Raw genomic sequence first — 21,630 nt, forward strand, 5'->3', positions numbered from 1 at the left:
AAAATTCTTTTTGTATACTCATTGTATTTTTCTATTGATTTCTCAGCCCCACGGGGAAATAGTGACCGCGCCTTCAAGGGCAGACCAATTCTGGGAGCAAATCAAGAATGAAAAAATCGGTCATTTTCGCCGGCCTGCTGGCCGCCACTTCCGCTATCACCCCGGCCAAGGCCGACAAGCTTGACGACATCATCTCGTCTGGCACGCTGCGTTGCGCGGTTGTGCTCGACTTCCCGCCCATGGGCGCGCGCGATGACGCCAACAATCCTATCGGTTTCGACGTCGATTATTGCAACGACCTCGCCAAGGCGCTCGGCGTCACGGCTGAAATCGTCGAGACGCCGTTCCCCGAGCGTATTCCGGCACTGATGTCCGGCCGCGTCGACGTCGGTGTCGCTTCGACCTCCGATACGCTGGAGCGCGCCAAAACGGTTGGCATGACCGTGCCTTACTTTGCCTTCGAAATGGCCGTTACCGCCAACGACAAGTCCGGCGTCAAGTCCTTCGAGGACATGAAGGGCAAGACGGTCGGCGCAACCGCCGGCACGTTCGAAGCCATTGCGCTTGAAAAGTCGGTCAAGGAGTGGGGCGTCGGCGAATTCCGTCCTTACCAGACCCAGGCTGATGTGTTCCTTGCCCTGAGCCAGGGGCAGATCGATGCCACCGTTTCCACGTCGACCGTTGCGCAGTCCAACGTCAAGAGCGGCAAGTTCGCCGGTATCTCGGTGGTCGGCAAGGCGCCTTACGACATCGATTACGTCGCGCTCTTCACCAACCGGGATGAATACGGCTTCATCAACTACCTGAACCTCTTCATCAATCAGCAGGTTCGCACCGGCCGCTACGCCGAGCTCTACAAAAAATGGGTTGGCGGCGAAGTGCCTTCGCTCACCGTCAACGGCGTTTATCGCTGATCAGGACTTTTCGGAAACGGCGCGGTCGAATGATCGCGCCGTCGATCGTTTCTGAAAGGTGAGACGGTTATGTTCAACTACACATTTCACTGGAATCAGGCGCTGAAGGCTTTGCCGCAGCTTCTGGACGGTGCGGTGGTGACGCTGCAGATCGCCATCCTGTCGATGGTCATCGGCGTGTCCTGCGCCATCGTGCTGACGTTGTTCCGGCTTTCGGGCAACCGTATCCTCGGCGCCTTCGCCTCGGTCTGGGTGGAAATAGCCCGCAATACGCCGGCGCTGTTCCAGATCTACATGGCCCATTTCGGGCTCGGCAATTTCGGCATTCATCTGAGCCCCTATACCGCGCTTCTCGTTGGCATCGCCTTCAATAATGCCGGTTATCTCGCGGAAAATTTCCGTGGCGCGCTGAAGGCCATTCCGGATACGCAGACGCGTTCGGGCCGCTCGCTCGGCATGACCTCGATGCAGACCTTCAGGCTGATCATCCTGCCGCAGATGCTGCGGGTTGCTTTCCTGCCGGCCACGAACCAGATGGTCTGGGCTATCCTCATGACCTCGCTCGGCGTCACGGTCGGCATGAACACGGACCTCGCCGGTGTCACGCAGGCCTTGAACGCCCGTTCGTTCCGCACCTTCGAATTTTTCGCGCTCGCCGCGGTCATTTATTACGTGATCGCCAAGATCGTCACGCTCGCCGCCAGATTGCTGGCCGCGCGTCTGTTCCGTTACTGAGAGAGGTGAGCCATGTTTGAAACCGCTCTCACCTGGAGTGATCTCGCCTTCCTGGCCAAGGGTGCCGGCATGACGCTTGCCGTCACTGCCGTCGCCGTCACGGCAGGCACCATCATGGGGATCATCTTCGGCGTCCTCCGCTTCCAGCTCGGGCCTTACTGGGCCCTTCCGCTCACCTTCGTTCTGGATATCTTCCGTTCCGTGCCGCTGCTTATCCAGCTGGTTCTCGGCAATGCCTTCCAGTCGATCGCAAAGCTCGGCTGGCCACCCTTTACGACCTCCTGCGTGGTTCTGTCGCTTTATACCGCGGCCTATTGCACGGAAATCGTGCGTGGCGGCATCGAAGCGGTGCCCTCGAACACCCGCCGCGCCTGCCGGTCGCTCGGTATGACCTGGTCGCAGGACATGCGGTACATCGTTCTGCCGCTTGCCACGCGCGTGTCGCTGCCGGCCTGGATCGGCCTGACGCTGGGGGTCATGAAGGATTCAGCGCTTGTCCTTTGGCTCGGGCTCATTGAGCTTCTGCGTGCCTCGCAGATTCTCGTGACCCGCCTGCAGGAACCGCTGACCATCCTGATGATCTGCGGCGCCATCTACTTCCTTATCAGCTTCCCCATCGCCCGTTTTGGCGGGTATCTCGAAAGACGGTGGTCCCCCAATGATTGAGATCGAAAACGTCCGCAAATCCTTCGGCCCGCTGGAGGTTCTGAAAGGGATCAACCTCACCGTCAACAAGGGAGAGGTCGTCACCATCATCGGCGGCTCCGGTTCCGGCAAGTCGACACTGCTCACCTGCATCAACGGCCTCGAGCCGATCGACAGCGGCAAGATCGTCATCGATGGCACCGAGGTGCATGCAAAGTCGACCGATCTCAACAAGCTGCGCCGCAAGGTCGGAATCGTCTTCCAGCAATGGAACGCCTTTCCGCATCTGACGGTGCTTGAAAACGTCATGCTGGCGCCGCGCAAGGTGCTCGGTATTTCGAAAGAGAAGGCCGAAGAAATTGCGGTCAAGCAATTGACCCACGTCGGCCTTGCCGAAAAGCTGAAGGTCTATCCGAACCGCATGTCAGGCGGCCAGCAGCAGCGTATGGCGATCGCCCGCGCACTTGCGATGTCGCCGGAATACATGCTGTTTGACGAAGTCACCTCCGCGCTCGATCCGATGCTGGTCGGCGAAGTGCTCGACACGCTGAAGATGCTGGCGGATGAGGGCATGACGATGATCTGCGTCACGCATGAAATGGCATTCGCCCGTGATGTCTCGAACCGCGTCGCCTTCTTCCATCAGGGCGTGATGGCCGAGATCGGCACGCCAGATCAGTTGTTCGGCGCACCACAGCATCCCGAGACGCAGAAGTTCCTGGCGAGCGTTCGGTAATGCCTGCAAATGATGTCATCGTCATCGGGGCCGGCGTTGTCGGCCTCTCGGCGGCAATCGCGGCGCAGGGCCGCGGTCTTTCGGTCACGGTGATCGACCGTGAGGGACCGGCGGCGGGCGCTTCTGCCGGCAACGCCGGCGCCTTCGCCTTCACCGATATCCTGCCGCTCGCGTCGCCCGGCATTCTCTGGAAGGCGCCGAAGTGGCTCATCGATCCGCTTGGGCCGCTCAGCGTGCCGCCGGCCTATGCGCTGAAGATCGCGCCTTGGATGTTCCGGTTCTGGCGGGCCTGCGCCGCCTCGAAGGTGGAGCACTCAACTGCAGCGCAGACGGCACTGATGGACCTTTCCAGGGCCGAACTGGAGCCGTTCCTCAAAAGGACCGACACCATTGCCATGCTGCGCAAGGAAGGCAACCTCCAGGTCTATGAAAGCGATGCGGAATTCGAAGCGTCACTCGGCGGCTGGAAGGCGCGTGAGCGCCACGGTATCGAGTTCCGGCATCTGAACGCCGAGCAGATGGCCGAGATACAGCCCGGCATCGCACCGCGCTTCACCTGCGGCACGTTCACGCCCGGCTGGTATTCCATTGCCGATCCCAGGCTTTACACGCTGGCGCTGGCCGACCATTTTCGCACCATGGGCGGGCGTATCGAATGCCTCGATATCGCCTCGCTCCGGCCGTTGGAGGATGGGGTCGAGGTGGTTAGCCATGACGGCCGCACGCGCAAGGCAGGCCGGGTGGTACTGGCGGCAGGCGCCTTTTCGCACCGCATTGCCCGTTCGCTCGGGGAAAAAATTCCGCTGGAAACAGAACGGGGCTATAATACAACCCTGCCTTCAGGCGCATTCGATCTGCGGACGCAGGTGACCTTCGGCGGCCATGGTTTCGTCGTTACCCGGCTTTCCTCCGGCATCCGCGTCGGCGGTGCGGTCGAGTTGGGCGGGCTGGAGCTTCCGGCCAATTTTGCCCGATCCGAAGCGCTGCTGGCCAAGGCGAAAGCCTTCCTGCCGGGCCTGAAATCCGAAGGCGGCAAGCAGTGGATGGGCTTTCGCCCCTCGCTGCCGGACAGCCTGCCGGCCATTGGGCATGCGCGACACACGGCGCGGGTGGTCTACGCCTTTGGCCACGGACATCTGGGACTGACGCAATCTGCGGGTACGGCGCGCATCGTCGCCGACATTCTGACGGGGCAAAAACCCGCCATCGACACGAGCGCTTTTTCGCCGCAACGTTTCTAGAGGATTTCGGCTTTTCCCCGAAACGCAAAAATTCTCTAGCACTTTTTCACGCATTTACCGGGGCTCAAAGCGCGACGCGCTTTACTGGAAATGCCTTAGGGAGATTTTCGATGTCTTCTGCCGTTCCGCAAGCCCGCAGCATTCTTACCGGTGCGGCCGAAGGCCCCCTGATCGCCACGACGGAAGCGCTGAGTTTCTGGGGCGGTGTCGATCCCGCCACCGGCAGGGTGATCGACGTGCATCACCCGCTGCACGGCGTCAGTCTAACCGGCGGCGTGCTCTTCATGCCGACCAGCCGGGGCTCGTGCACCGGGTCTGGCGTTCTGCTCGACCTTATTCTAACGGGCCGGGCGCCATCCGCTCTCGTTTTCTGCGAGGCGGAGGATGTGCTGACCTTGGGCGCACTTGTCGCGGCGGAAATGTTCGAGCGGGCGCTGCCGGTCGTCCGTCTCGACGCCGAAAGTTTTGCCCGCTTTTCCCGCGCGGCCCATGTTCGCATCGATGAAAACAGCATCGAGGCCGATGGCCTTTCGCTTGCCATAGCGCATCCCGCGACTGCCCGTCTTGATCTCACGGGTGACGACCGCGCTATGCTGGAAGGGCGCGACGGCATCGCCGTGCGCCAGGCCATGCGCATCATCGTCGCCATGGCAGCCCAGCAGGGCGCTTCCGCGCTCGTTAATGTCACACAGGGCCATATTGACGGCTGCATCTATGCCAGCCCCGCCAATCTCACCTTCGCGGAAAAAATGGCTGAGATGGGTGGCAGGGTCCGGGTGCCGACGACCATGAACGCCATTTCGGTGGACAAGGCCAACTGGCGGGCACAGGGCGTGCCGGATGATTTCGGCGATCCGGCGGCGAGACTGGCGGATGCTTATGTGCGCATGGGCTGTCGGCCCACCTTCACCTGTTCGCCTTACCTGCTCGACAGCGCGCCGGGCTCGGGTGAATCGATTGCCTGGGCGGAATCGAACGCGGTAATTTTTGCCAATACGGTGCTTGGTGCACGCACTGCCAAACATCCTGATTTCCTCGATCTATGTATCGCGATGACGGGCAGGGCGCCGCTTTCGGGTGTTTACCTGGAGGAAAATCGCCGGCCCCAGCGCATCGTGGACGTGGTGCTGCCGCAAGGGATAGACGATGCGTTCTGGCCGCTCGTCGGTTATCTCGCCGGCAAGGCGGCCCCCGATTGCATACCGCTGCTGCGCGGACTTGGGGCTGCGAAACCCTCGCGGGATGATTTGAAAGCGCTCTGCGCTGCCTTCGGCACCACCTCAGCAGCGCCCATGCTACATATCGAGGGCGTTACGCCGGAAGCCGGCATTGCGCCTCTGGAAACGGCCGACACGGTCAGCATTTCGCTTGCCGATATGGCGGCCGGGTGGTCGCTGCTGAACGAGGGACCGGAGGAGGTGCAACTGGTCGCCATCGGTAGTCCCCACGCGTCGCTGGAGGAGTGCCGCGCCCTTGCGGCAGTTTTCGACGGTCGCAGGCGCCGTGCGGATGTCGCCGTCATCGTCACAGCCGGCCAGCAGGTCATCGATGCAGCTGCGCAGGACGGCACGCTGCAGAAATTGAAGGACTGTGGCGTACAGGTGCTGCCTGATCTCTGCTGGTGTTCGATTTCCGAGCCGGTCTTCCCGACGAAGACCCGTGCGCTCATGACCAATTCCGGCAAATACGCCCATTACGGCCCCGGTCTCAGCGGCCGCGCGGTACGTTTCGGCAGCCTTGCCGATTGCGTCGAGAGCGCGTTGTCCGGCCGTACCGCTTCCCGTGTTCCCGCCTGGCTTTCCTGAGGAGAATTCAATGCGCAGTATAAAGACCGTTCATGTCATTTCCGCCCATGCGGAAGGCGAGGTGGGGGATGTGATTGTCGGTGGCGTCAAGCCGCCACCAGGGGAAACGATCTGGGAACAGAGCCGTTTCATCGCCCGTGACGAGACGCTTCGCAACTTCGTGCTGAATGAACCGCGCGGCGGCGTATTCCGCCACGTCAATCTGCTGGTTCCGCCGAAACATCCTGATGCGGATGCCGCCTTCATTATCATGGAGCCGGAGGATACGCCGCCCATGTCCGGCTCTAACTCCATCTGCGTGTCCACCGTCCTTCTCGATGGCGGTATCGTGCCGATGCAGGAGCCGGAAACCCATATGCTGCTGGAAGCTCCCGGCGGGCTGGTGAAGGTGCGGGCCGAATGCCGCAACGGCAAGGCCGAGCGTATTTTCGTGCAGAACCTGCCAAGCTTCGCCGCTAAGCTTGATGCCGAACTCGAGGTCGATGGCCTTGGAAAGCTCAAAGTGGACACGGCCTACGGCGGCGACAGTTTCGTCATCGTAGATGCCGAAGCAATGGGTTTCAGCCTTAAACCGGAAGAGGCGCACGAGATTGCCCGCCTCGGCGTGCGCATCACCAACGCCGCCAACAAGGCTCTGGGTTTCGATCATCCCGAAAACCCGGACTGGCGGCATTTTTCCTTCTGCCTGTTCGCCGGCAAGGTGGAACGCACGGCCGGAGGCCTGCGGGCAGGGGCGGCTGTCGCCATCCAGCCGGGCAAGGTGGACCGCTCGCCTACCGGCACGGCGCTTTCGGCCCGTATGGCCGTGCTGCATGCACGCGGCGAAATGAAGGAAGGGGAAACGCTGACGGCGGTGTCGCTGATCGGCTCTACCTTCACGGGCCGTATCCTCGGAACCACAACAGTCGGCGACCGACCGGCCATCCTGCCGGAAATATCCGGCCGCGGCTGGATCACCGGAATACACCAGCACATGCTCGATCCGTCGGATCCATGGCCGGAAGGGTATCGTCTGACGGATACCTGGGGTGCGAGGTAAGGGCGTTACAGGTCACTCGGGTGGAATGGTGAGTACGCCACAGCGGTGCGGCATATTTCTTCTCCCCGCCGGGGAGAAGGTGGCCCGAAGGGTCGGATGAGGGGGTAACTCCGCGAGAGACGAAGAGCTTGCCCCCTCATCCCGCTGCCGCGGACTTCTCCCCGGCGGGGAGAAGAAAGAAGCGGTACACGCTCGTTCCAACGAGGCTAAAGCTTCACCGGCCCAACCGCTTCGTCGTCTCCCGCACGATAAGCTGGAAGCCGACATCCACCCGCGCACCCTCGGGAACAGCGGCATCCTTTTCTGCCTCCAATATCGAAAGCAGCAACTCGCCCGCCTTGCGGCCGATCATCTGCGCGTCGACCCGTATCGTTGAAATCGCCGGATAGCATTGTCTGCCAATATCAAAATCACCGAAGCCGAGAATGGAAATCTGATCTGGTACATGAATGCCGCTGCGATGACATTCCATCAGCGCACCGACAGCGGAAATATCCGACACGGCGAAGATGGCTTCGACATCGGGCGCCTTGGCCAACAGGGAGCCCAGCGTTTTCGCGCCGTGATCGTATGAGACCGGCGCGCTGCCCTCGCGGATGATGAGATCATCGGCGATGCCGGCTTCGCGCAGGGCAGCCCCGAAACCGAGCAGGCGGCTTTCGCCGCGCCAGTCCTTAACGTCGCCATCGGCTCGGGAGCCAAGTGCGCCTATGCGCGTGAATCCAAGCGATATCAGGTGTTTGGCGGCGGTTCTTCCCACTTCGTAATTGGAAAAGCCGACCGCATGGTCGATCGGATGTTCGGGTACGTCCCATATTTCAACGATCGGGATACCGGCGCGCATCAACACTTCGCTTGCCATCTTGGTATGAACCGTGCCGGCGACGACAATCGCGTCGGGACGGCGCTCCATCATGGTGCGGATGACGCGCTCTTCTTCCTGCAGGTCGTACATGGTGTAACCGATCAGCAATTGGTAATCGGCGGCGCGTAGCGCATTGGCGAGGCCTTGAGCGCTGTCGGCGAAGTTTGAGTTGGTGAGAGTCGGCAGGATGGCGGTGATGAAATTGGTGCGGCGAGAGGAAAGCGAACCGGCGATTCGGTCAGGCACATAACCAAGCTTCTCAATGGCCTTCATCACCCTCTGGCGCGTCTCCTCGGACACCAGAGCGGGATCGGCCAGCACCCGCGAGACGGTCATCTTGGAGACGCCCGCAAGTTTTGAAACGTCGCTCATGGTTGCTTTTTTTGACGTGACTAACGCTGCGGCCAAAGGCGTGCGCTCCACCAAAGCATGTCTCCCCAGTTACAATCCGGCTGAATGAAGACCGGTTCACGACAAGACATACACGAAGATACCAAGGGAAAACACGCCGTATGATTGCAGATCAATGCGACGTGCACCGGATTTACGCGACGCGGCTATAGACCAGATGGTAGAAACGCCCGTCACACATGCTCATCATCTCATCCGTCAGTACCCGGCCTTCCAGCCGGACCGGAGACACCAGCGCTTCCTCCACGGCCTCCATCGACGGATAGTCGATTTCCTGCACCATGATGATCTGGGCCGCGTCCGGGTCCGTGCGCTCCGTACGCATCACTCGCACCGCCTGCGCATTCGGCATGCGCTTCCAGACAGGCAGTAATTTTTCCTCGACGATGCGAAAAAACTCCTCCTCCCGGCCTGCGTGAATCCTGCCTTCGAAAATTGCCGAGCGTGTGTACATGTTTCCTCCCGAAATGAATGCCGACCGAAACAGTTCTGTAGATCGGACTTGCAATGATACCGATAACATGCATTATTGATCCTGCCAAGAACGTGAAGCGATGTCGAAGAGAGGAAAATCGATAATCATCCTAACTGATTGAGTTTCATAAGAAATTCATCTGGTTCTGTGTTTTCACAGTTTCTTGAGAGGAGTTTTCAGTCAAGCGCCTAGAAATGTTATCGAGAACATTTTTCGGTTTGCGAAGGCCGCTGTTCTGCATTGGGCAGCTACTATTTGGGTTGGAGGAGAAACCATGAGCATATCCAGATTTCTGAAAAACATGACCGTTGCTGTTGGCGTTGCCGCAGCTTCGCTTGCGGCTACAACGTCCGCCCATGCCGTCTCGCTCAGCGAGATCACGGCGCGCGGCAAGGTCAAGATCGGTGTCCTCACGGGCGCGCCGCCGATGGGCATGGTGGATGAAAAGGGCAACCCTTCCGGTTATGACGTCGATGTTGCCAATCTCATCGGTTCCTACCTGTCGCTGCCGGTGGAACTGGTGCCGCTGACGCCTCCAGCGCGTATTCCGGCCCTTCAGACCGGCAAGGTCGATTTCCTCGTTGCGACGCTCGCGCCGACCGGCGAACGCGCCAAGACTGTGATGTTCACGCAGCCATACAGCGCCTTCAACATGGATATCATCTCCGGCAAGGACCAGAAATTCGAAAATCTCGACAGCCTCAAGGGCAAGCGCGTGTCGGTCAACCGCGGTTCCTCACAGGAAACCGCGCTGCGCAAGGCTAACGTCGAAGGTCTCGAAATCGTCGTTTACGAAGACGATTCCACCAGCGCCCAAGCTTTGCTTGCGGGTCAGGTGGATGCCGTCGCCCTGCCGTCCACGGTTGGTGAAGCAATCATCAAGCAGCGCCCGGAAGCCGGTCTCCAGGTCGGATTCACCTTCTTCCAGCAGGGCAATTCCATGGCGACCAAGCTTGAGGATTTCGAGCTGCGCCAGTGGCTGAACACCTCCATTTACCTGATGAAGATGTCCGGCGATCTCGACCGCATCTCGGTCAAGTGGACCGGTCGCCCGCTGCCGCAATTGCCAAGCTTCTGATTGAGCCTTTCAACGCGCCCGCCGGGAATACGTTCGGCGGGCCGGGAAATGTCAACGGAGTGACGCATGTCCTATACCTTCCAATTCGGCGCGCTCGCCCAATATCAGAATGAAATTCTGAACGGCATATGGCTGACCATCAAGCTGTCGGTCCTCTCCATCGTGCTCGGCTGCGCTTTCGGCATTCTTCTCGCTTCATTGCGCTCCATCAATGGTGGCATCGTCCGCATCATCGTGGATGCTTATGTCGAAGTCATCCGCAACACGCCGTTCCTCGTGCAGCTGTTCATCGTCTATTTCGGCCTGCCGGGTCTCGGCTTTCGCGTCGGGGCGGATACGGCGGCGCTGATCGGCATGACGATCAATCTTGCCGCCTATTCGACGGAGATCATCCGCGCCGGCATCGGGGCGGTGCACAAGTCGCAGATCGAGGCGGGTGAGGCTCTGGGCTTCACCAAGTACCAGATTTATCGTCACGTCATTATCGTGCCCGCCATCGCCAAGGTCTATCCATCGCTCTGCAGCCAGTTCGTGCTGATGATGCTCGCATCGAGCATATGCTCGGCCATCTCCACCCATGAGCTTGCGGCGGCCGCAGCCTTCGTGGAATCGCAGACCTATCGCTCCTTCGAGGTCTACATCGTCGTCACGCTCATCTATCTGGCGCTGGCGCTCAGCCTGCGGCTCATCCTTGCCCTTGTGGGCATGTGGCTGTTCGGTCGCCGCGTAGCCCGCAAGACGATGACCGCTTTGCCGGAGGTGCAGTCATGACCCTTAGAACTTTCGGCTGGAACGAATTCGGCTTCCTTCTGACCGCCCTGCAATGGACCGTGCTTCTGACGATCATTGCACTAATCGGCGGCGGCATCGTCGGCTTCTTCGTGGCGCTCGCCCGCACCTCGAATTTCAAGGCGCTGCGCATTGCCGCCGGCACCTATATTCAGGTGATCCAGGGCATTCCGGTGCTGATGATCCTGTTCCTGTCCTATTACGGTCTCAGCCTTGCCGGGCTGGAACTGCCGCCACTTTTTGCCGCCGGTGCCTCGATGACCATCTATACATCGGGTTATCTTGCGGAAATCTGGCGCGGTTGCATCCAGGCGGTGCCGAAGCAGCAATGGGAAGCGTCGGAATCGCTCGCTCTCACCCGCGCCCAGCAATATCGCTACGTCATCCTGCCGCAGGCGATCCGAATTTCGCTACCGCCGACCGTCGGTTTTGCCGTCCAGGTAGTCAAGAACACGTCCATCGCATCGATCATCGGTTTCGTCGAACTTGCGAGAGCGGGGCAGCTCATCAACAATGCCACGTTCCAGCCGTTCCGCGTCTTCGTGGCGGTGGCCGTACTTTATTTCATCGTCTGCTACCCGTTATCCCAGCTGTCGCGTTGGCTGGAAAGGAGGCTTCATGCCGGAAGTAATCGTTGAAAACGTTCACAAGAGCTTTGGCGCTCTGGAAGTCCTCAAAGGCGTGTCGCTGACGGTCGGCCGTGGTGAAGTCTTCGCCCTCATCGGCCGCTCGGGCTCGGGCAAGAGCACGCTTTTGCGTTGCATGAACGGGCTGGAAAAGATCAATTCCGGGCGCATCGAAATTGCCGGTCATGCGATTGGTGAAGACGCCAAGGCCCTGCGGAAGCTGCGCACCGATGTCGGCATCGTGTTTCAGAGCTATAATCTGTTCCCGCATCTGACGGTCGGCGAAAACATCATGCTTGCGCCGCGCATCGTCAAGGACGTGGCAAAATCGGAAACCAAGGATATCGCCCGTGAGGTTCTGCAGCTCGTCGGTCTTTCGGAGAAATTCGATTCCTATCCGGACCAGCTGTCCGGCGGCCAGCAGCAGCGTGTGGCGATTGCGCGCTCGCTTGCCATGCGGCCGAAGGTAATGCTGTTCGACGAGGTGACGTCTGCGCTCGATCCGGAACTCACCGAGGAAGTGCTGACTGTCATGGAAAACCTCGCCAGAGACGGCATGACCATGATCCTCGTGACGCATGAGATGGCTTTTGCGCGGCGCGTGGCGACCGAAACGATCTTCATGCACAAGGGCAAGATCTGGGAGCAGGGCCGCTCGTCCGAACTCTTCGCCAATCCGCAAACGCCGGAACTCCGGCAATTCGTCAAGGCCGATGTAAAGTAGTTCACCGGCACAAAGGAAAATCCATGACCACTGAAATCGTGCAACTGTGCCCGCTCATTCCGGCACTGGAGGAAGAACTTGCGCAGCGCTTCACCGTGCATCGCCTGTTCGAAGTGTCAGACAGGGCCGCCTTCCTTGCTGAAAAAGGCGGCGCGATCCGCGGCGTCGTCACCGGCGGTCATATCGGCCTGCCGGCGGATATTGGTGCAGCGTTACCAAAGCTTGAAATCGTTGCCATCAACGGCGTCGGCTTCGACAAGGTTGATCTGGCTGAAGCGAAGCGGCGCGGCTTTCGTGTTTCCAATACGCCTGACGTGTTGACGGCCGATGTCGCGGATCTTGCTCTGGGCCTTATTCTGGCGCAGGCACGCAGGCTGCCGCAGGCAGACCAATATGTCCGCACCGGGCAATGGCTGAAGGGCGACATGGGCCTTTCCACCCGCGTGGCCGGTCGTCGCTATGGCATATTCGGTTTCGGCCGCATCGGTCAGGCGATTGCCAGGAGGCTCGAAGGTTTCGATGCGCATATCTCCTACACCACGAGAAATCGTCGCGATGTCGCCTATGATTATTATGACAGCATCGAAGCTCTGGCCGCTAATTGTGACGTGTTGATCATCGCCGCAGCGGCCACCGCCGAAACGCGTCATATCGTCAGTGCCGAGGTTCTGAACGCGCTTGGCCCGCAGGGTGTGCTTGTCAACGTGGCTCGCGGCTCGTTGGTGGATGAGAAGGCGCTCATTGAGGCACTTTCGAATGGCGTGATCGCAGGTGCTGCGCTTGATGTCTTCGAGGATGAACCGCGTGTGCCGGAAGCGCTGTTTGCTTTCGAAACCGTCACGCTCGCCCCACATATCGGCAGCGGCACGCATCAGACGCGACGGGCCATGGCAGACCTCGTTCTTGCCAATCTCGACGCGCATTTTGCCGGCAGGGAGCTGCCGACGCCGGTGGCGTGAGGGGGCCTTGCTGGATGCCGGAATTCTGGCGGCGCGGCTTCTATCCGCGCCGTTTTCCCTGAGACAGGCGCTATTTCATCGCCGCAAGCGTACAGACGGCCACCGGCCACCCTATCTCCGCCCCTCGTTCATATTTATATAATATGTATAATCCTACTATTCTGCTCTCTTATAAAGTGATGAGGCGGATAGGTGCGTTCCAAGGGCCCGAAGACACCCGTGCAGAACCGGATATCGCGGAAAAAGCGCGAAACAGGGCCATCTGCCTCTACCCCAACAGATGAAAATAGTAATCCATCCGACCGGCATGTGTTGTTGGAAGCGATGATCGACCACGTGCCGGATTTTATCTATGCCAAGGATCTGGAAGGTCGGTTCCTGTTTGCGAACCGCGCAATCGTCAAGGAAAATGGTTTTGACACGGTGGAGGAGCTGATTGGCCTCACCGATTACGATATTCACGGCGAAGCAGCACGGCGGGCGGGCATTCCCGACACCGAGGCACGGGTGATGCGCACGGGAGAACCGGATCTCGGTTACGAAGAGCGGGCCATGCGTGGCGATATCGACCGCTGGCTGATGATGTCGCGCGTGCCGCTGCGGGACAAGTCCGGCAACATCATCGGGGTGGTCGGCGCTTCTAGGGACATAACCCAGAAAAAGGCTTCCGAAAGACTGCTGCAGACGCAGGCGCGCATTCTCGAAATGATTGTCGCGGCGGCGCGTATCGAGGATTTCCTCGAGGAATTCGTCAAGGCGATTGAAAATCTCGCCACGGGGCTTGCCTGTGCCGTACGGGTGTTCGACGCCGCTACGGGTGAACCTTCGGTTTATGCATCGCCGGCACTCGCTCCGCATGCGGGGCTGACGGCGCTGATTTCCTCGGTCAGCGATCCTGACATCATCACTTCCCCTGCCGATAACACGGCCTTCAGCTTCGATATTCCCGCCAGCGACGGCAAGGCGCACGGTTTTGTCTGGTGCATGCTCGCGGCCCGCCAGCCAGATCCGGCACTGGTGGAATTTATCGGTGCGGCTGCACGCATGGCGGGGCTCGCGATCGACCGCAAACGTGCGGCCGAACATATCGCCTTTCTGGCTGATCACGACATGCTGACCCGGCTCCCCAATCGCCGTTTTCTCGATACACGACTGCCGGAAGTTCTTGCGGCCGCGGCAAAAGCCAGGCGGACGATCGCCGTCTGCTTTCTCGACCTCGACAATTTCAAGCAGATCAACGACACGCTGGGCCACAGCGTCGGCGATGCGCTGCTTTCGAAGACGGCGGCGCGCATCGCAGGGACCCTGGGTCGAAACGATCTCGTGTTGCGGGTGGGTGGGGATGAGTTCGTCGTCATTCTGCAGAAGCAGCGTGACGGTTTTGAATCCCGGCTTCGGGGCATCCAGGCTGCGGTCTCACAGCCGCTGCGCATCGGCAATTATGATATCAAGGCGACTTCCAGCATCGGCGTGGCGTTTTTTCCGGAACATGGGGAAACCACGGCGGAGATCGTCGCCGCTGCCGATCTTGCCATGTATCAAGCGAAACATAATGGTCGGGACGGTATCGCCACATTCTCGCCGCGCATGGCAGACGATTTGAGAAAGAAGGTCACGCGTATCGAGGAATTGCGCAGGGCCGTGGAACGGGATGAATTCATCCTGCATTTCCAGCCGCAGGTCGATCTACTTACCGGCGGAATCAGTGGGGTGGAGGCGCTGGTGCGCTGGCAGCACCCGGCGGAGGGACTGCTTGGGCCTGCGGAATTCATCGGCCTTGCGGAAGAAACCGGCCTCATCGTGGAGCTTGGGGAGAGCATTCTGAAAAAAGCGTGCCGTCAGGCGCGAGACTGGATGGCTGCTGGATTGTCGCCTGTCAAAATGGCAGTCAATATCTCCCCCCGGCAGTTCCAGGCCGGCTTGGCGGACCAGATCAGTTCGGTGCTGAAGGAAACCGGCCTTGCACCTTCGCTGCTGGAAATCGAGATTACCGAGACGCTCATCATTCAGGATGTCGACACGTCAGTGCGCATCATGCGCGCCATCAAGCAGATGGGCGTCAGCCTGGCACTGGATGACTTCGGCATCGGCTATTCCTGTCTTGGCATGCTCAAGACATTCCCTCTCTCGTGCATGAAGATCGACCGGTCGTTCCTCACGCATCTGCCGGCAAAAACCAAAGACAGCGCCATTGTTTCGATCATGATCCAGCTTGCCGGTTCACTGGGCATCGATGTCATTGCCGAAGGCGTGGAAACGGCCGAGCAGGCTGATTTTTTGCGGGCTGCCGGTTGTCCCTACGGGCAAGGTTATTATTTTGGCCGCCCCGTGGCGGCTGGCGAGATCGAGGGCATGCTGAAGGCGATGTCCACGTTTGCAACCGGTTCTTCCAGCCAACCGCTGTAAGCGCCGATCCACCGCCCGCTGCGTTATCCGAACGGAATTGCAGCACCACGCGCGAGTTCGGGTCGGGTATCGCCGCCTCGCGCACTCACTGCACCAGCCTCGGCCATTGTCACATCACCGTTGTTATTCAAGGTGAGCTGTTGGGCTCATGCCGCAGCAATATTGTTACTAATTTCGTCATATTAGAATATTATGGGAAATTAAATATACAATAAAGCTTATTTTGTAAGTGTATATAAGTGTATTTTTATATTTTAAACTTTATAATTGTTGTAATTTTACTACTTAGTATGATTGCGTCATCGTGTTGTATTTTAAATCTGGAGATTTGAATTGCGACTCCCCCGCGATTTCTGTCATTTGCTGATCAGCGCAGGGAAGCGGGCGGCAGGGAAAAGACCAGCCCACAAATTTGCGCATTCGTTGAAAAATTTTTGACTGGAGATTACAAATGAACATCAAGAGCCTTTTGATCGGCTCCGCTGCGGCTCTCGCAGCAGTATCCGGCGCACAGGCCGCTGACGCCATCGTCGCCGCTGAGCCCGAGCCCATGGAATATGTTCGCGTCTGCGATGCTTTCGGCACCGGCTTCTTTTACATCCCCGGCACCGAAACCTGCCTGAAGTTCGACGGTTACGTTCGTTTCCAGACCGACTTCGGTCGCAACCAGTCCGGTACATCTGACTGGGACTCTTTCACCCGCGCCCAGTTCAACATTGACACCCGCACCGACACAGAACTCGGCGCCCTGCGTGGCTACATCGGTCTGCGCGGTCAGGCCGACAACGATACTGACCGCAACTTCGTTCTTGATCAGGCTTTCATCGAACTCAGCGGCCTGAAAGTCGGTTTCTACTACAACTGGTGGGACGACGGTCTCTCCGGTGAGTATGACCAGCTCAGCTCCAACCGCACCCGTCTGAACGCTATCCGTTACACCTACGACGCCGGCTCATTCTACGTCGGTGCCGCTGTTGAAGAGCTCGAAGGTTCGCGTAAGGGCACTTCCGAACTCGGCGTTACGAAGGGCGGCAAGTTCCAGACCAACACGAACGATGTTGGCATCAGCGCCATCATCGGCGCAAAGATCGGCGGCGTTAAGGCCAACCTGCTTGGCGGTTACGACACGAACCAGGAAAACGGTGCAATCCGTGCAATCATCACTGCTGACATCGGTCCCGGCACGCTCGGCATCTCCGGTGCTTGGGCTTCCGGCGCCAACTACTACTACGAAGAGTCCGAGTGGACTGTTGCTGCTGAATACGCCATCAAGGCAACTGACAAGCTGACCATCACCCCCGGCTTCCAGTATTTCGGCACGATCGACATCGGCGCTAACAACGACTTCGTTGGCAGCCGCGATGCATGGCGCGCTGGCGTCGCTGCTGGTTACAAGATCACCTCTGGTCTCTCCACCAAGGTTGCGGTTACCTATCAGGACGTCGATGGCAAGAAGGGCGTAAACGGTGGTGGCGACAGCTGGACCGGTTTCGTTCGTCTTGAGCGTTCGTTCTAACAGAGCCTGACAAAAAGCATAACCGGGTTAGACAACTCAGATCCACCCCGTTTCTTGAACGGGTGAGTGCTAGCTCCAGTCAAAGTTCCTGACATGATGTCAGGTTTGCTCCCCGGTCCTCTCCTGGCCGGGGAGTCTTTGTCGTGATCTTGGCAAGAAGTGCCAGGGGACCTTGCCGACCCCAGTCGATTAGTGATCCCGCGTCGATTTGTGATCCTGAACAGGCCCTTGGTCAGCGGCGCGGAATCTCGCATCCGCCGGCGGACGGGGAGGGAGCACGGGTTCGTCGAACGTGCGCAGCAGGCAGCCCCAGCCCGGATCGTGCATGTGTGCTTTCAGACCCGCCCGTTCTGCCAGTGCCATGGCTTCCTGTTGACCGAAGGAAATGGCGGCGTCTACATCTGATGTCAGTACCCGGCCATTTTCCATCAGCAATCTACCGTCCACGAAGACGGTATCTACATCGCTGCCAAGAACCTGATGTACCAGACGGTGGACCGGCATCCACATGGGCATGAGATGCGGCTTCCGCATGTCGATGATGACGACGTCAGCCTTCTTGCGGATCTCGAGCGAACCGATCTCGTCCTCCATGCCGATAGCGTGGGCGGCATCGATCGTGATCATCTCTAAGATCTTGCCCGGCGGAAGCAGGTAGCGGTCGTGATTGTGCAGGAGATGTTGCGTAAATTGCGCGAGGCGAGCCGTCTGCAACATGTCGAAATGGCGGCTTGGAGCTGCGCCATCGGTGGTGATGGCGACACGAATCCCTTTTGACATCATTTCCATGATGGGAGTTGCGCGGCCCGGCGGCGCATGGGTCACGCGTGTGCCTGTCTCGGCCAGTATGTCTATTTCGTCGTGGGAGATACCCCAGCAATGCTGAAGGTGAATGTCAGGGCCAAGCAGGGCATTTTCCTTGTCCTGAAACGCCATGCGGATTTGCCCGGCAAAAGCGTCGGAATGAAGCCTGACACCGGTCTTGCGCGCCATCTCGCGTATCCGGCGGGCCTGCATTCTGTCACCCTCTGTCAGTTTCACCGCCTGGTCCGGCGTAGATGCATTGGAGGGTTCGACCGACGGTGCGATGGTGAAAGGCGTCAGGAAAACGCTGATGCGGCCATCGGCGCTGCCGTGCAATGCTTCGATCACCGCTTCGCTGCCATCCATCATCTCGTCGAAGCTAACGTCGCGACGTTCCGGTAGACCGCTCTCCCACCGTGTGACCGGATGAGGCCATGGGAGGCCTGACGGCCCGACGCAGATGATTTCGCGAAGGCCGAGTTCGCTATAGGCGCGGGCGTGGTTGATGGCGAAGACGGGGTCATCCGCGCGTGGCATCGAAGTGATGATGCTGGCCCCGGTCGTCACCCCGGCGCGCAGCCGTTCAATGCCGGAAATCAGCCCGTCGGCATACCAGTAGTCGCGGGTGACGTAGTGGTAATAGGTCGGGGTGATGATTTTCATCCACATCGCATTGGTGTCCGCTGCGATGCTGCGAAGAAGGGCGTGGCCCGCGTGGCCATGGGCATCGATCAGGCCAGGAATGAGAAGCTTTCCCCTGCAGTCGATAACCGCCTTATCACTGTGGCGGGGGTCAAGTTCATCCACAGTGCCGATGTCGACAATTCTGTCGCCTTCTATCGCCAGTGCCCCGCTCTCAATAATGCGCCGCTCCTTGTCGACCGTAACGATCGTTCCGTGCCGCAGCAGAAAGCCTGTCATATTCTCTCCTCCTCGCTTAAACTCGTATTCAAAAACTTGCGATTTTGAGTACGATAATTGTCAACAATATTATTGACAATAAGCCTCAGCGAAACAATACTCCTTCTGCCTGACCGGACCCGTGCCGGTTTCCAACGATCAATAAAAAGGGGGGATCAAATGTCCCGTATCAGAAGTTTTGTCCTGGCGGCCATGGCTGCTGCCGCCATTGCCGTTCCCGCCAGCGCGGAGACCCTTCGCTGGGGCGGTCGCGCCGATCTCTATTCGCTCGATCCCTATTCGGTCCCGTCCACATCCAACCTCGCTTTTCTCAATCATATCTACGAAGGTCTCGTCCGCTACGGACCGGACTTCCAGATCGAGCCGGCACTCGCCACCGAGTGGAAGCTGATTGATGGAAAGACCTGGCGCTTTAACCTTCGCAAGGGCGTGAAATTTCATGATGGTGCAGACTTCACCGCCGATGATGTCGTCGCATCCTTCACGCGCGCTTCGGACGCGACGTCGCCGCTGCGGGGCAATATCCCGATTTACGCTGGCGTCAAAAAAGTTGACGCCTACACGGTGGACCTCGATGTCAACGCACCGACTTCTCTCTTTCTGAACGACATAACCAATATCTTCATTTTCAACGCCAAGTGGTTGAAAGATAACAATAGCGAGAAGCCTACCGACTTCGCCTCGAAGGTCGATGGCTACACCACCATGCACACCAATGGCACAGGCCCGTTCAAGCTCGAAAGCCGCGTTCCCGACAGCAAGACTGTTCTCGTTGCCAATGAAGGCTGGTGGGACCAGAAGAAGCACAATCTCGACCGCATCGAATTCGTGCCGATCGCATCTGCGGCAACACGCGTCGCGGCACTGCTGTCAGGTGAAATCGACCTGATCGACTCCGCCCCGATCCAGGATTTGCCGCGTCTGGAATCCTCGCCCAATATCACGGTCAAGAAGCGCACCGAGCTCCGCACGCTTTTCATTGGCTTCAACCGCCGCGAAAAACTGGAAAACGGTCAGCCGAACCCCTTTAATGATCTGCGCGTTCGTCAGGCCTTCGAAGCCTCCATCGATCGTGACCTGATCAACAAAAAAGTCATGCGTGGTCTTGCAAGACCATCCGGCTCGCTGATCGCACCTGAGATCGCTGGTTATGCCAAATCGCTGGACACGTTCGAGCCGGCCGATCCGGCCAAGGCGCAGAAGCTGCTTGCCGATGCGGGCATGAAGAACCTTGCCTTCACCTATACCTGCATGAATGACGAGAGCGTCAACGAAGAGGATATCTGCTCGGGCGTTGCCAACATGTTGAAGCGTGGCGGTTTCCAGCCGACCATCGATATTGCGCCACGTTCCGTGCAGTCACCTAAGCGCAATGGCGGCAAGGCTGACGTCTTCAACCTCAGCTGGGCAAACGAGCCGACTCTTGACGCCTTCTCGATGCTGTCGCAGATCCTCTCGACCCGCAAGGGCGCGATGGGCGTCTCCAACTATGGCGGCTGGTCCAATCCCGAGATCGACAAGCTTGTTGCGCAGGCGGCGCAGGAGCAGGACAATACGAAACGCCTGGCGCTCGAAGAAGCTGCGCTGAAAATCGCCAAGGACGAGACCATGCTCGTTCCGCTGCATCAGCAGCCGATTGCGTGGGCTATGCTGGCCAAGGTCAAAAGCGTCGACTTCCGCGCCGACAACAAGCCACGCCATTGGCTGACCCAGCTCGACAAATAAGACGGACAGCAAGCGAGGCGCCGGTCACTGGACCGAGCGCCTCACCTGTTTCAGCGGACATTCGAGCACGCACCAGTTCATTTGACTGGATGTGAAGCCGACGAAACCGTGTCAAAAATTGTCGACAAAGTTGCACTGTGTTCGTGGTTCCTACACGCCGCGTAACCTTTGCCCATCTCTGGAAGAGAATGATCGAACCTGAAAGCCTGCGCGGCTCAGGCTCGCGTCCGAGAGGTAACAATGCTGGTATTCATCATCAAGCGTTTGGGAAATGCCGTGCTGGTCATGCTTTCCGTTGCGCTTATCGCCTTTCTCATCTTTCGGCTGGCGGGTGATCCCGTCGAGCTGATGGTCGGCGAACAGACCTCGCAGGAGGATCGTGCAGCCCTGCGTGAGAGGCTCGGCCTCAATGACAGCCTGCCGACCCAATATCTGCGGTTCGTCAAAGACGCGGCGGAGGGCAATTTCGGCGTTTCCTACCGCAACGGCCAGCAGGTGCTGCCGCTGATCGCGGAAAGGTTCCCCGCGACCCTTGAGCTGGTGCTGGTTGCCACCGTGATCTCTCTGGTCGTCGGCCTGCCTCTGGGTGTTCTGACGGCGATCCGGCGCGGGAAGTGGTACACGGAAGGTCTGCAGTTCCTGTCGATCGTCGGGGTGTCCCTGCCAAGCTTCGTTGTCGGCATTCTTCTCATTCTTGTCTTTTCCGTTTCCCTCGGCTGGGCACCGGCATTTGGCCGTGGCGATGTCGTTCAGCTCGGCTGGTGGTCAACCGGGCTTTTGACCTCGTCCGGGCGTGCTGCGCTCATTCTCCCGGCTATCGCGCTTTCGCTTTATCAGATCACCCTCGTCATGCGTCTGGTGCGGGCTGAAATGCTTGAAGTTCTGCGGTCCGATTTCGTGAAGTTCGCACGGGCCCGCGGCATTCCGCGCTGGCGGATCTACTTCCGTCATGCGCTGCGCAACTGTCTGATGCCGGTGGTGACACTGACGACGATGAATGTGGGTTCGCTCATCGCCTTCGCGCTCATCACGGAAACGGTGTTTCAGTGGCCGGGCATGGGCATGCTGTTCATTCAGGCGGTTACCTTCCTCGATATCCCCGTCATGGCGGCCTATCTCTGCATCATCTCCTTCATCTTCGTTGTCCTCAACACGTTCGTCGATATCGCCTATGCCGTCATCGATCCGCGTCTGCGCACCGCGCGCTGACCGAAGG

The 21,630-nt window shown here is 59.1% G+C and carries 19 protein-coding genes; 16 read left to right on the forward strand and 3 right to left on the reverse strand.

Annotated features, from left to right (window positions below):
- The first annotated feature begins 107 nt into the window (after positions 1–107).
- The 7 genes from K7A42_RS07240 to K7A42_RS07270 all read left to right on the forward strand — a co-directional run bounded on the left by K7A42_RS07240 (position 108) and on the right by K7A42_RS07270 (position 7,115).
- Positions 108–914: a transporter substrate-binding domain-containing protein gene (locus tag K7A42_RS07240; RefSeq protein WP_004444630.1), complete on the forward strand. Its 807-nt coding sequence runs from the start codon at positions 108–110 to the stop codon at positions 912–914.
- Between the two features lie 69 nt (positions 915–983).
- Positions 984–1,649, forward strand: a complete 666-nt coding sequence (locus K7A42_RS07245; RefSeq protein WP_004444628.1) for an amino acid ABC transporter permease — start codon at positions 984–986, stop codon at positions 1,647–1,649.
- A gap of 12 nt (positions 1,650–1,661) precedes the next feature.
- Positions 1,662–2,315: an amino acid ABC transporter permease gene (locus tag K7A42_RS07250; RefSeq protein WP_034497912.1), complete on the forward strand. Its 654-nt coding sequence runs from the start codon at positions 1,662–1,664 to the stop codon at positions 2,313–2,315.
- On the forward strand, positions 2,308–3,030 hold the full coding sequence (locus K7A42_RS07255) for an amino acid ABC transporter ATP-binding protein (protein WP_004444624.1): 723 nt from the start codon (positions 2,308–2,310) through the stop codon (positions 3,028–3,030). The genes K7A42_RS07250 and K7A42_RS07255 overlap by 8 nt, the downstream gene beginning before the upstream one ends.
- On the forward strand, positions 3,030–4,271 hold the full coding sequence (locus K7A42_RS07260; protein ID WP_112552795.1) for an NAD(P)/FAD-dependent oxidoreductase: 1,242 nt from the start codon (positions 3,030–3,032) through the stop codon (positions 4,269–4,271). The genes K7A42_RS07255 and K7A42_RS07260 overlap by 1 nt, the downstream gene beginning before the upstream one ends.
- A gap of 110 nt (positions 4,272–4,381) precedes the next feature.
- Complete coding sequence (locus K7A42_RS07265) at positions 4,382–6,076, forward strand: aconitase X (protein ID WP_112552797.1); 1,695 nt, start codon at positions 4,382–4,384, stop codon at positions 6,074–6,076.
- Positions 6,077–6,086: 10 nt separating this feature from the next.
- Positions 6,087–7,115 (forward strand): trans-3-hydroxy-L-proline dehydratase, encoded by a 1,029-nt coding sequence (locus K7A42_RS07270; RefSeq protein ID WP_174150448.1) that lies wholly within the window; start codon positions 6,087–6,089, stop codon positions 7,113–7,115.
- A gap of 214 nt (positions 7,116–7,329) precedes the next feature.
- Here K7A42_RS07270 and K7A42_RS07275 read toward each other — a convergent pair whose 3' ends face one another.
- Positions 7,330–8,352: a LacI family DNA-binding transcriptional regulator gene (locus K7A42_RS07275; RefSeq protein WP_112552801.1), complete on the reverse strand. Its 1,023-nt coding sequence runs from the start codon at positions 8,350–8,352 to the stop codon at positions 7,330–7,332.
- 172 nt (positions 8,353–8,524) lie between these two features.
- Positions 8,525–8,845, reverse strand: a complete 321-nt coding sequence (locus K7A42_RS07280; RefSeq protein WP_006700306.1) for a hypothetical protein — start codon at positions 8,843–8,845, stop codon at positions 8,525–8,527.
- Positions 8,846–9,140: 295 nt separating this feature from the next.
- Here K7A42_RS07280 and K7A42_RS07285 point away from each other — a divergent pair, with 295 nt between their 5' ends.
- The 7 genes from K7A42_RS07285 (at position 9,141) to K7A42_RS07315 (ending at position 16,964) form a co-directional block, all read left to right on the forward strand.
- Positions 9,141–9,944, forward strand: coding sequence for a transporter substrate-binding domain-containing protein (locus K7A42_RS07285; protein ID WP_004444612.1), 804 nt, complete (start codon positions 9,141–9,143; stop codon positions 9,942–9,944).
- A gap of 66 nt (positions 9,945–10,010) precedes the next feature.
- On the forward strand, positions 10,011–10,715 hold the full coding sequence (locus K7A42_RS07290; protein ID WP_112552803.1) for an amino acid ABC transporter permease: 705 nt from the start codon (positions 10,011–10,013) through the stop codon (positions 10,713–10,715).
- On the forward strand, positions 10,712–11,371 hold the full coding sequence (locus K7A42_RS07295) for an amino acid ABC transporter permease (protein WP_003521700.1): 660 nt from the start codon (positions 10,712–10,714) through the stop codon (positions 11,369–11,371). Before K7A42_RS07290 ends, K7A42_RS07295 begins: the two co-directional genes overlap by 4 nt.
- Complete coding sequence (locus K7A42_RS07300) at positions 11,352–12,083, forward strand: amino acid ABC transporter ATP-binding protein (protein WP_004444596.1); 732 nt, start codon at positions 11,352–11,354, stop codon at positions 12,081–12,083. Before K7A42_RS07295 ends, K7A42_RS07300 begins: the two co-directional genes overlap by 20 nt.
- 23 nt (positions 12,084–12,106) lie before the next feature.
- Positions 12,107–13,042 (forward strand): 2-hydroxyacid dehydrogenase, encoded by a 936-nt coding sequence (locus tag K7A42_RS07305; protein ID WP_112552804.1) that lies wholly within the window; start codon positions 12,107–12,109, stop codon positions 13,040–13,042.
- Positions 13,043–13,273: 231 nt separating this feature from the next.
- Positions 13,274–15,448: a putative bifunctional diguanylate cyclase/phosphodiesterase gene (locus tag K7A42_RS07310; protein ID WP_112552931.1), complete on the forward strand. Its 2,175-nt coding sequence runs from the start codon at positions 13,274–13,276 to the stop codon at positions 15,446–15,448.
- Between the two features lie 451 nt (positions 15,449–15,899).
- Positions 15,900–16,964 carry a porin gene (locus tag K7A42_RS07315; RefSeq protein WP_044458912.1) on the forward strand — a complete coding sequence of 355 codons (1,065 nt, stop codon included), beginning with the start codon at positions 15,900–15,902 and terminating at the stop codon, positions 16,962–16,964.
- A gap of 189 nt (positions 16,965–17,153) precedes the next feature.
- Here K7A42_RS07315 and K7A42_RS07320 read toward each other — a convergent pair whose 3' ends face one another.
- A complete protein-coding gene (locus K7A42_RS07320; RefSeq protein WP_112552806.1) occupies positions 17,154–18,689 on the reverse strand; it encodes an amidohydrolase family protein in 1,536 nt (511 codons plus the stop codon).
- Positions 18,690–18,848: 159 nt separating this feature from the next.
- Here K7A42_RS07320 and K7A42_RS07325 point away from each other — a divergent pair, with 159 nt between their 5' ends.
- Both K7A42_RS07325 and K7A42_RS07330 read left to right on the forward strand, forming a co-directional pair.
- Entirely contained in the window at positions 18,849–20,414 is a 1,566-nt protein-coding gene (locus tag K7A42_RS07325) for an ABC transporter substrate-binding protein (protein WP_174150444.1), read from the forward strand.
- 240 nt (positions 20,415–20,654) lie between these two features.
- Positions 20,655–21,623, forward strand: coding sequence for an ABC transporter permease (locus tag K7A42_RS07330; RefSeq protein WP_004444583.1), 969 nt, complete (start codon positions 20,655–20,657; stop codon positions 21,621–21,623).
- Positions 21,624–21,630: the final 7 nt, after the last annotated feature.

Origin of the sequence: Agrobacterium sp. InxBP2, assembly GCF_026191755.1 — a bacterium.
GTDB lineage: Bacteria > Pseudomonadota > Alphaproteobacteria > Rhizobiales > Rhizobiaceae > Agrobacterium > Agrobacterium pusense.

Excerpts from the sequence above, each read along its gene's own strand:
- K7A42_RS07240 (WP_004444630.1), top strand. The coding sequence starts at position 108 with ATGAAAAAATCGGTCATTTTCGCCGGCCTGCTGGCCGCCACTTCCGCT.
- K7A42_RS07245 (WP_004444628.1), top strand. The coding sequence starts at position 984 with ATGTTCAACTACACATTTCACTGGAATCAGGCGCTGAAGGCTTTGCCG.
- K7A42_RS07250 (WP_034497912.1), top strand. The coding sequence starts at position 1,662 with ATGTTTGAAACCGCTCTCACCTGGAGTGATCTCGCCTTCCTGGCCAAG.
- K7A42_RS07255 (WP_004444624.1), top strand. The coding sequence starts at position 2,308 with ATGATTGAGATCGAAAACGTCCGCAAATCCTTCGGCCCGCTGGAGGTT.
- K7A42_RS07260 (WP_112552795.1), top strand. The coding sequence starts at position 3,030 with ATGCCTGCAAATGATGTCATCGTCATCGGGGCCGGCGTTGTCGGCCTC.
- K7A42_RS07265 (WP_112552797.1), top strand. The coding sequence starts at position 4,382 with ATGTCTTCTGCCGTTCCGCAAGCCCGCAGCATTCTTACCGGTGCGGCC.
- K7A42_RS07270 (WP_174150448.1), top strand. The coding sequence starts at position 6,087 with ATGCGCAGTATAAAGACCGTTCATGTCATTTCCGCCCATGCGGAAGGC.
- K7A42_RS07275 (WP_112552801.1), bottom strand. The coding sequence starts at position 8,352 with ATGAGCGACGTTTCAAAACTTGCGGGCGTCTCCAAGATGACCGTCTCG.
- K7A42_RS07280 (WP_006700306.1), bottom strand. The coding sequence starts at position 8,845 with ATGTACACACGCTCGGCAATTTTCGAAGGCAGGATTCACGCAGGCCGG.
- K7A42_RS07285 (WP_004444612.1), top strand. The coding sequence starts at position 9,141 with ATGAGCATATCCAGATTTCTGAAAAACATGACCGTTGCTGTTGGCGTT.
- K7A42_RS07290 (WP_112552803.1), top strand. The coding sequence starts at position 10,011 with ATGTCCTATACCTTCCAATTCGGCGCGCTCGCCCAATATCAGAATGAA.
- K7A42_RS07295 (WP_003521700.1), top strand. The coding sequence starts at position 10,712 with ATGACCCTTAGAACTTTCGGCTGGAACGAATTCGGCTTCCTTCTGACC.
- K7A42_RS07300 (WP_004444596.1), top strand. The coding sequence starts at position 11,352 with ATGCCGGAAGTAATCGTTGAAAACGTTCACAAGAGCTTTGGCGCTCTG.
- K7A42_RS07305 (WP_112552804.1), top strand. The coding sequence starts at position 12,107 with ATGACCACTGAAATCGTGCAACTGTGCCCGCTCATTCCGGCACTGGAG.
- K7A42_RS07315 (WP_044458912.1), top strand. The coding sequence starts at position 15,900 with ATGAACATCAAGAGCCTTTTGATCGGCTCCGCTGCGGCTCTCGCAGCA.
- K7A42_RS07320 (WP_112552806.1), bottom strand. The coding sequence starts at position 18,689 with ATGACAGGCTTTCTGCTGCGGCACGGAACGATCGTTACGGTCGACAAG.
- K7A42_RS07325 (WP_174150444.1), top strand. The coding sequence starts at position 18,849 with ATGTCCCGTATCAGAAGTTTTGTCCTGGCGGCCATGGCTGCTGCCGCC.
- K7A42_RS07330 (WP_004444583.1), top strand. The coding sequence starts at position 20,655 with ATGCTGGTATTCATCATCAAGCGTTTGGGAAATGCCGTGCTGGTCATG.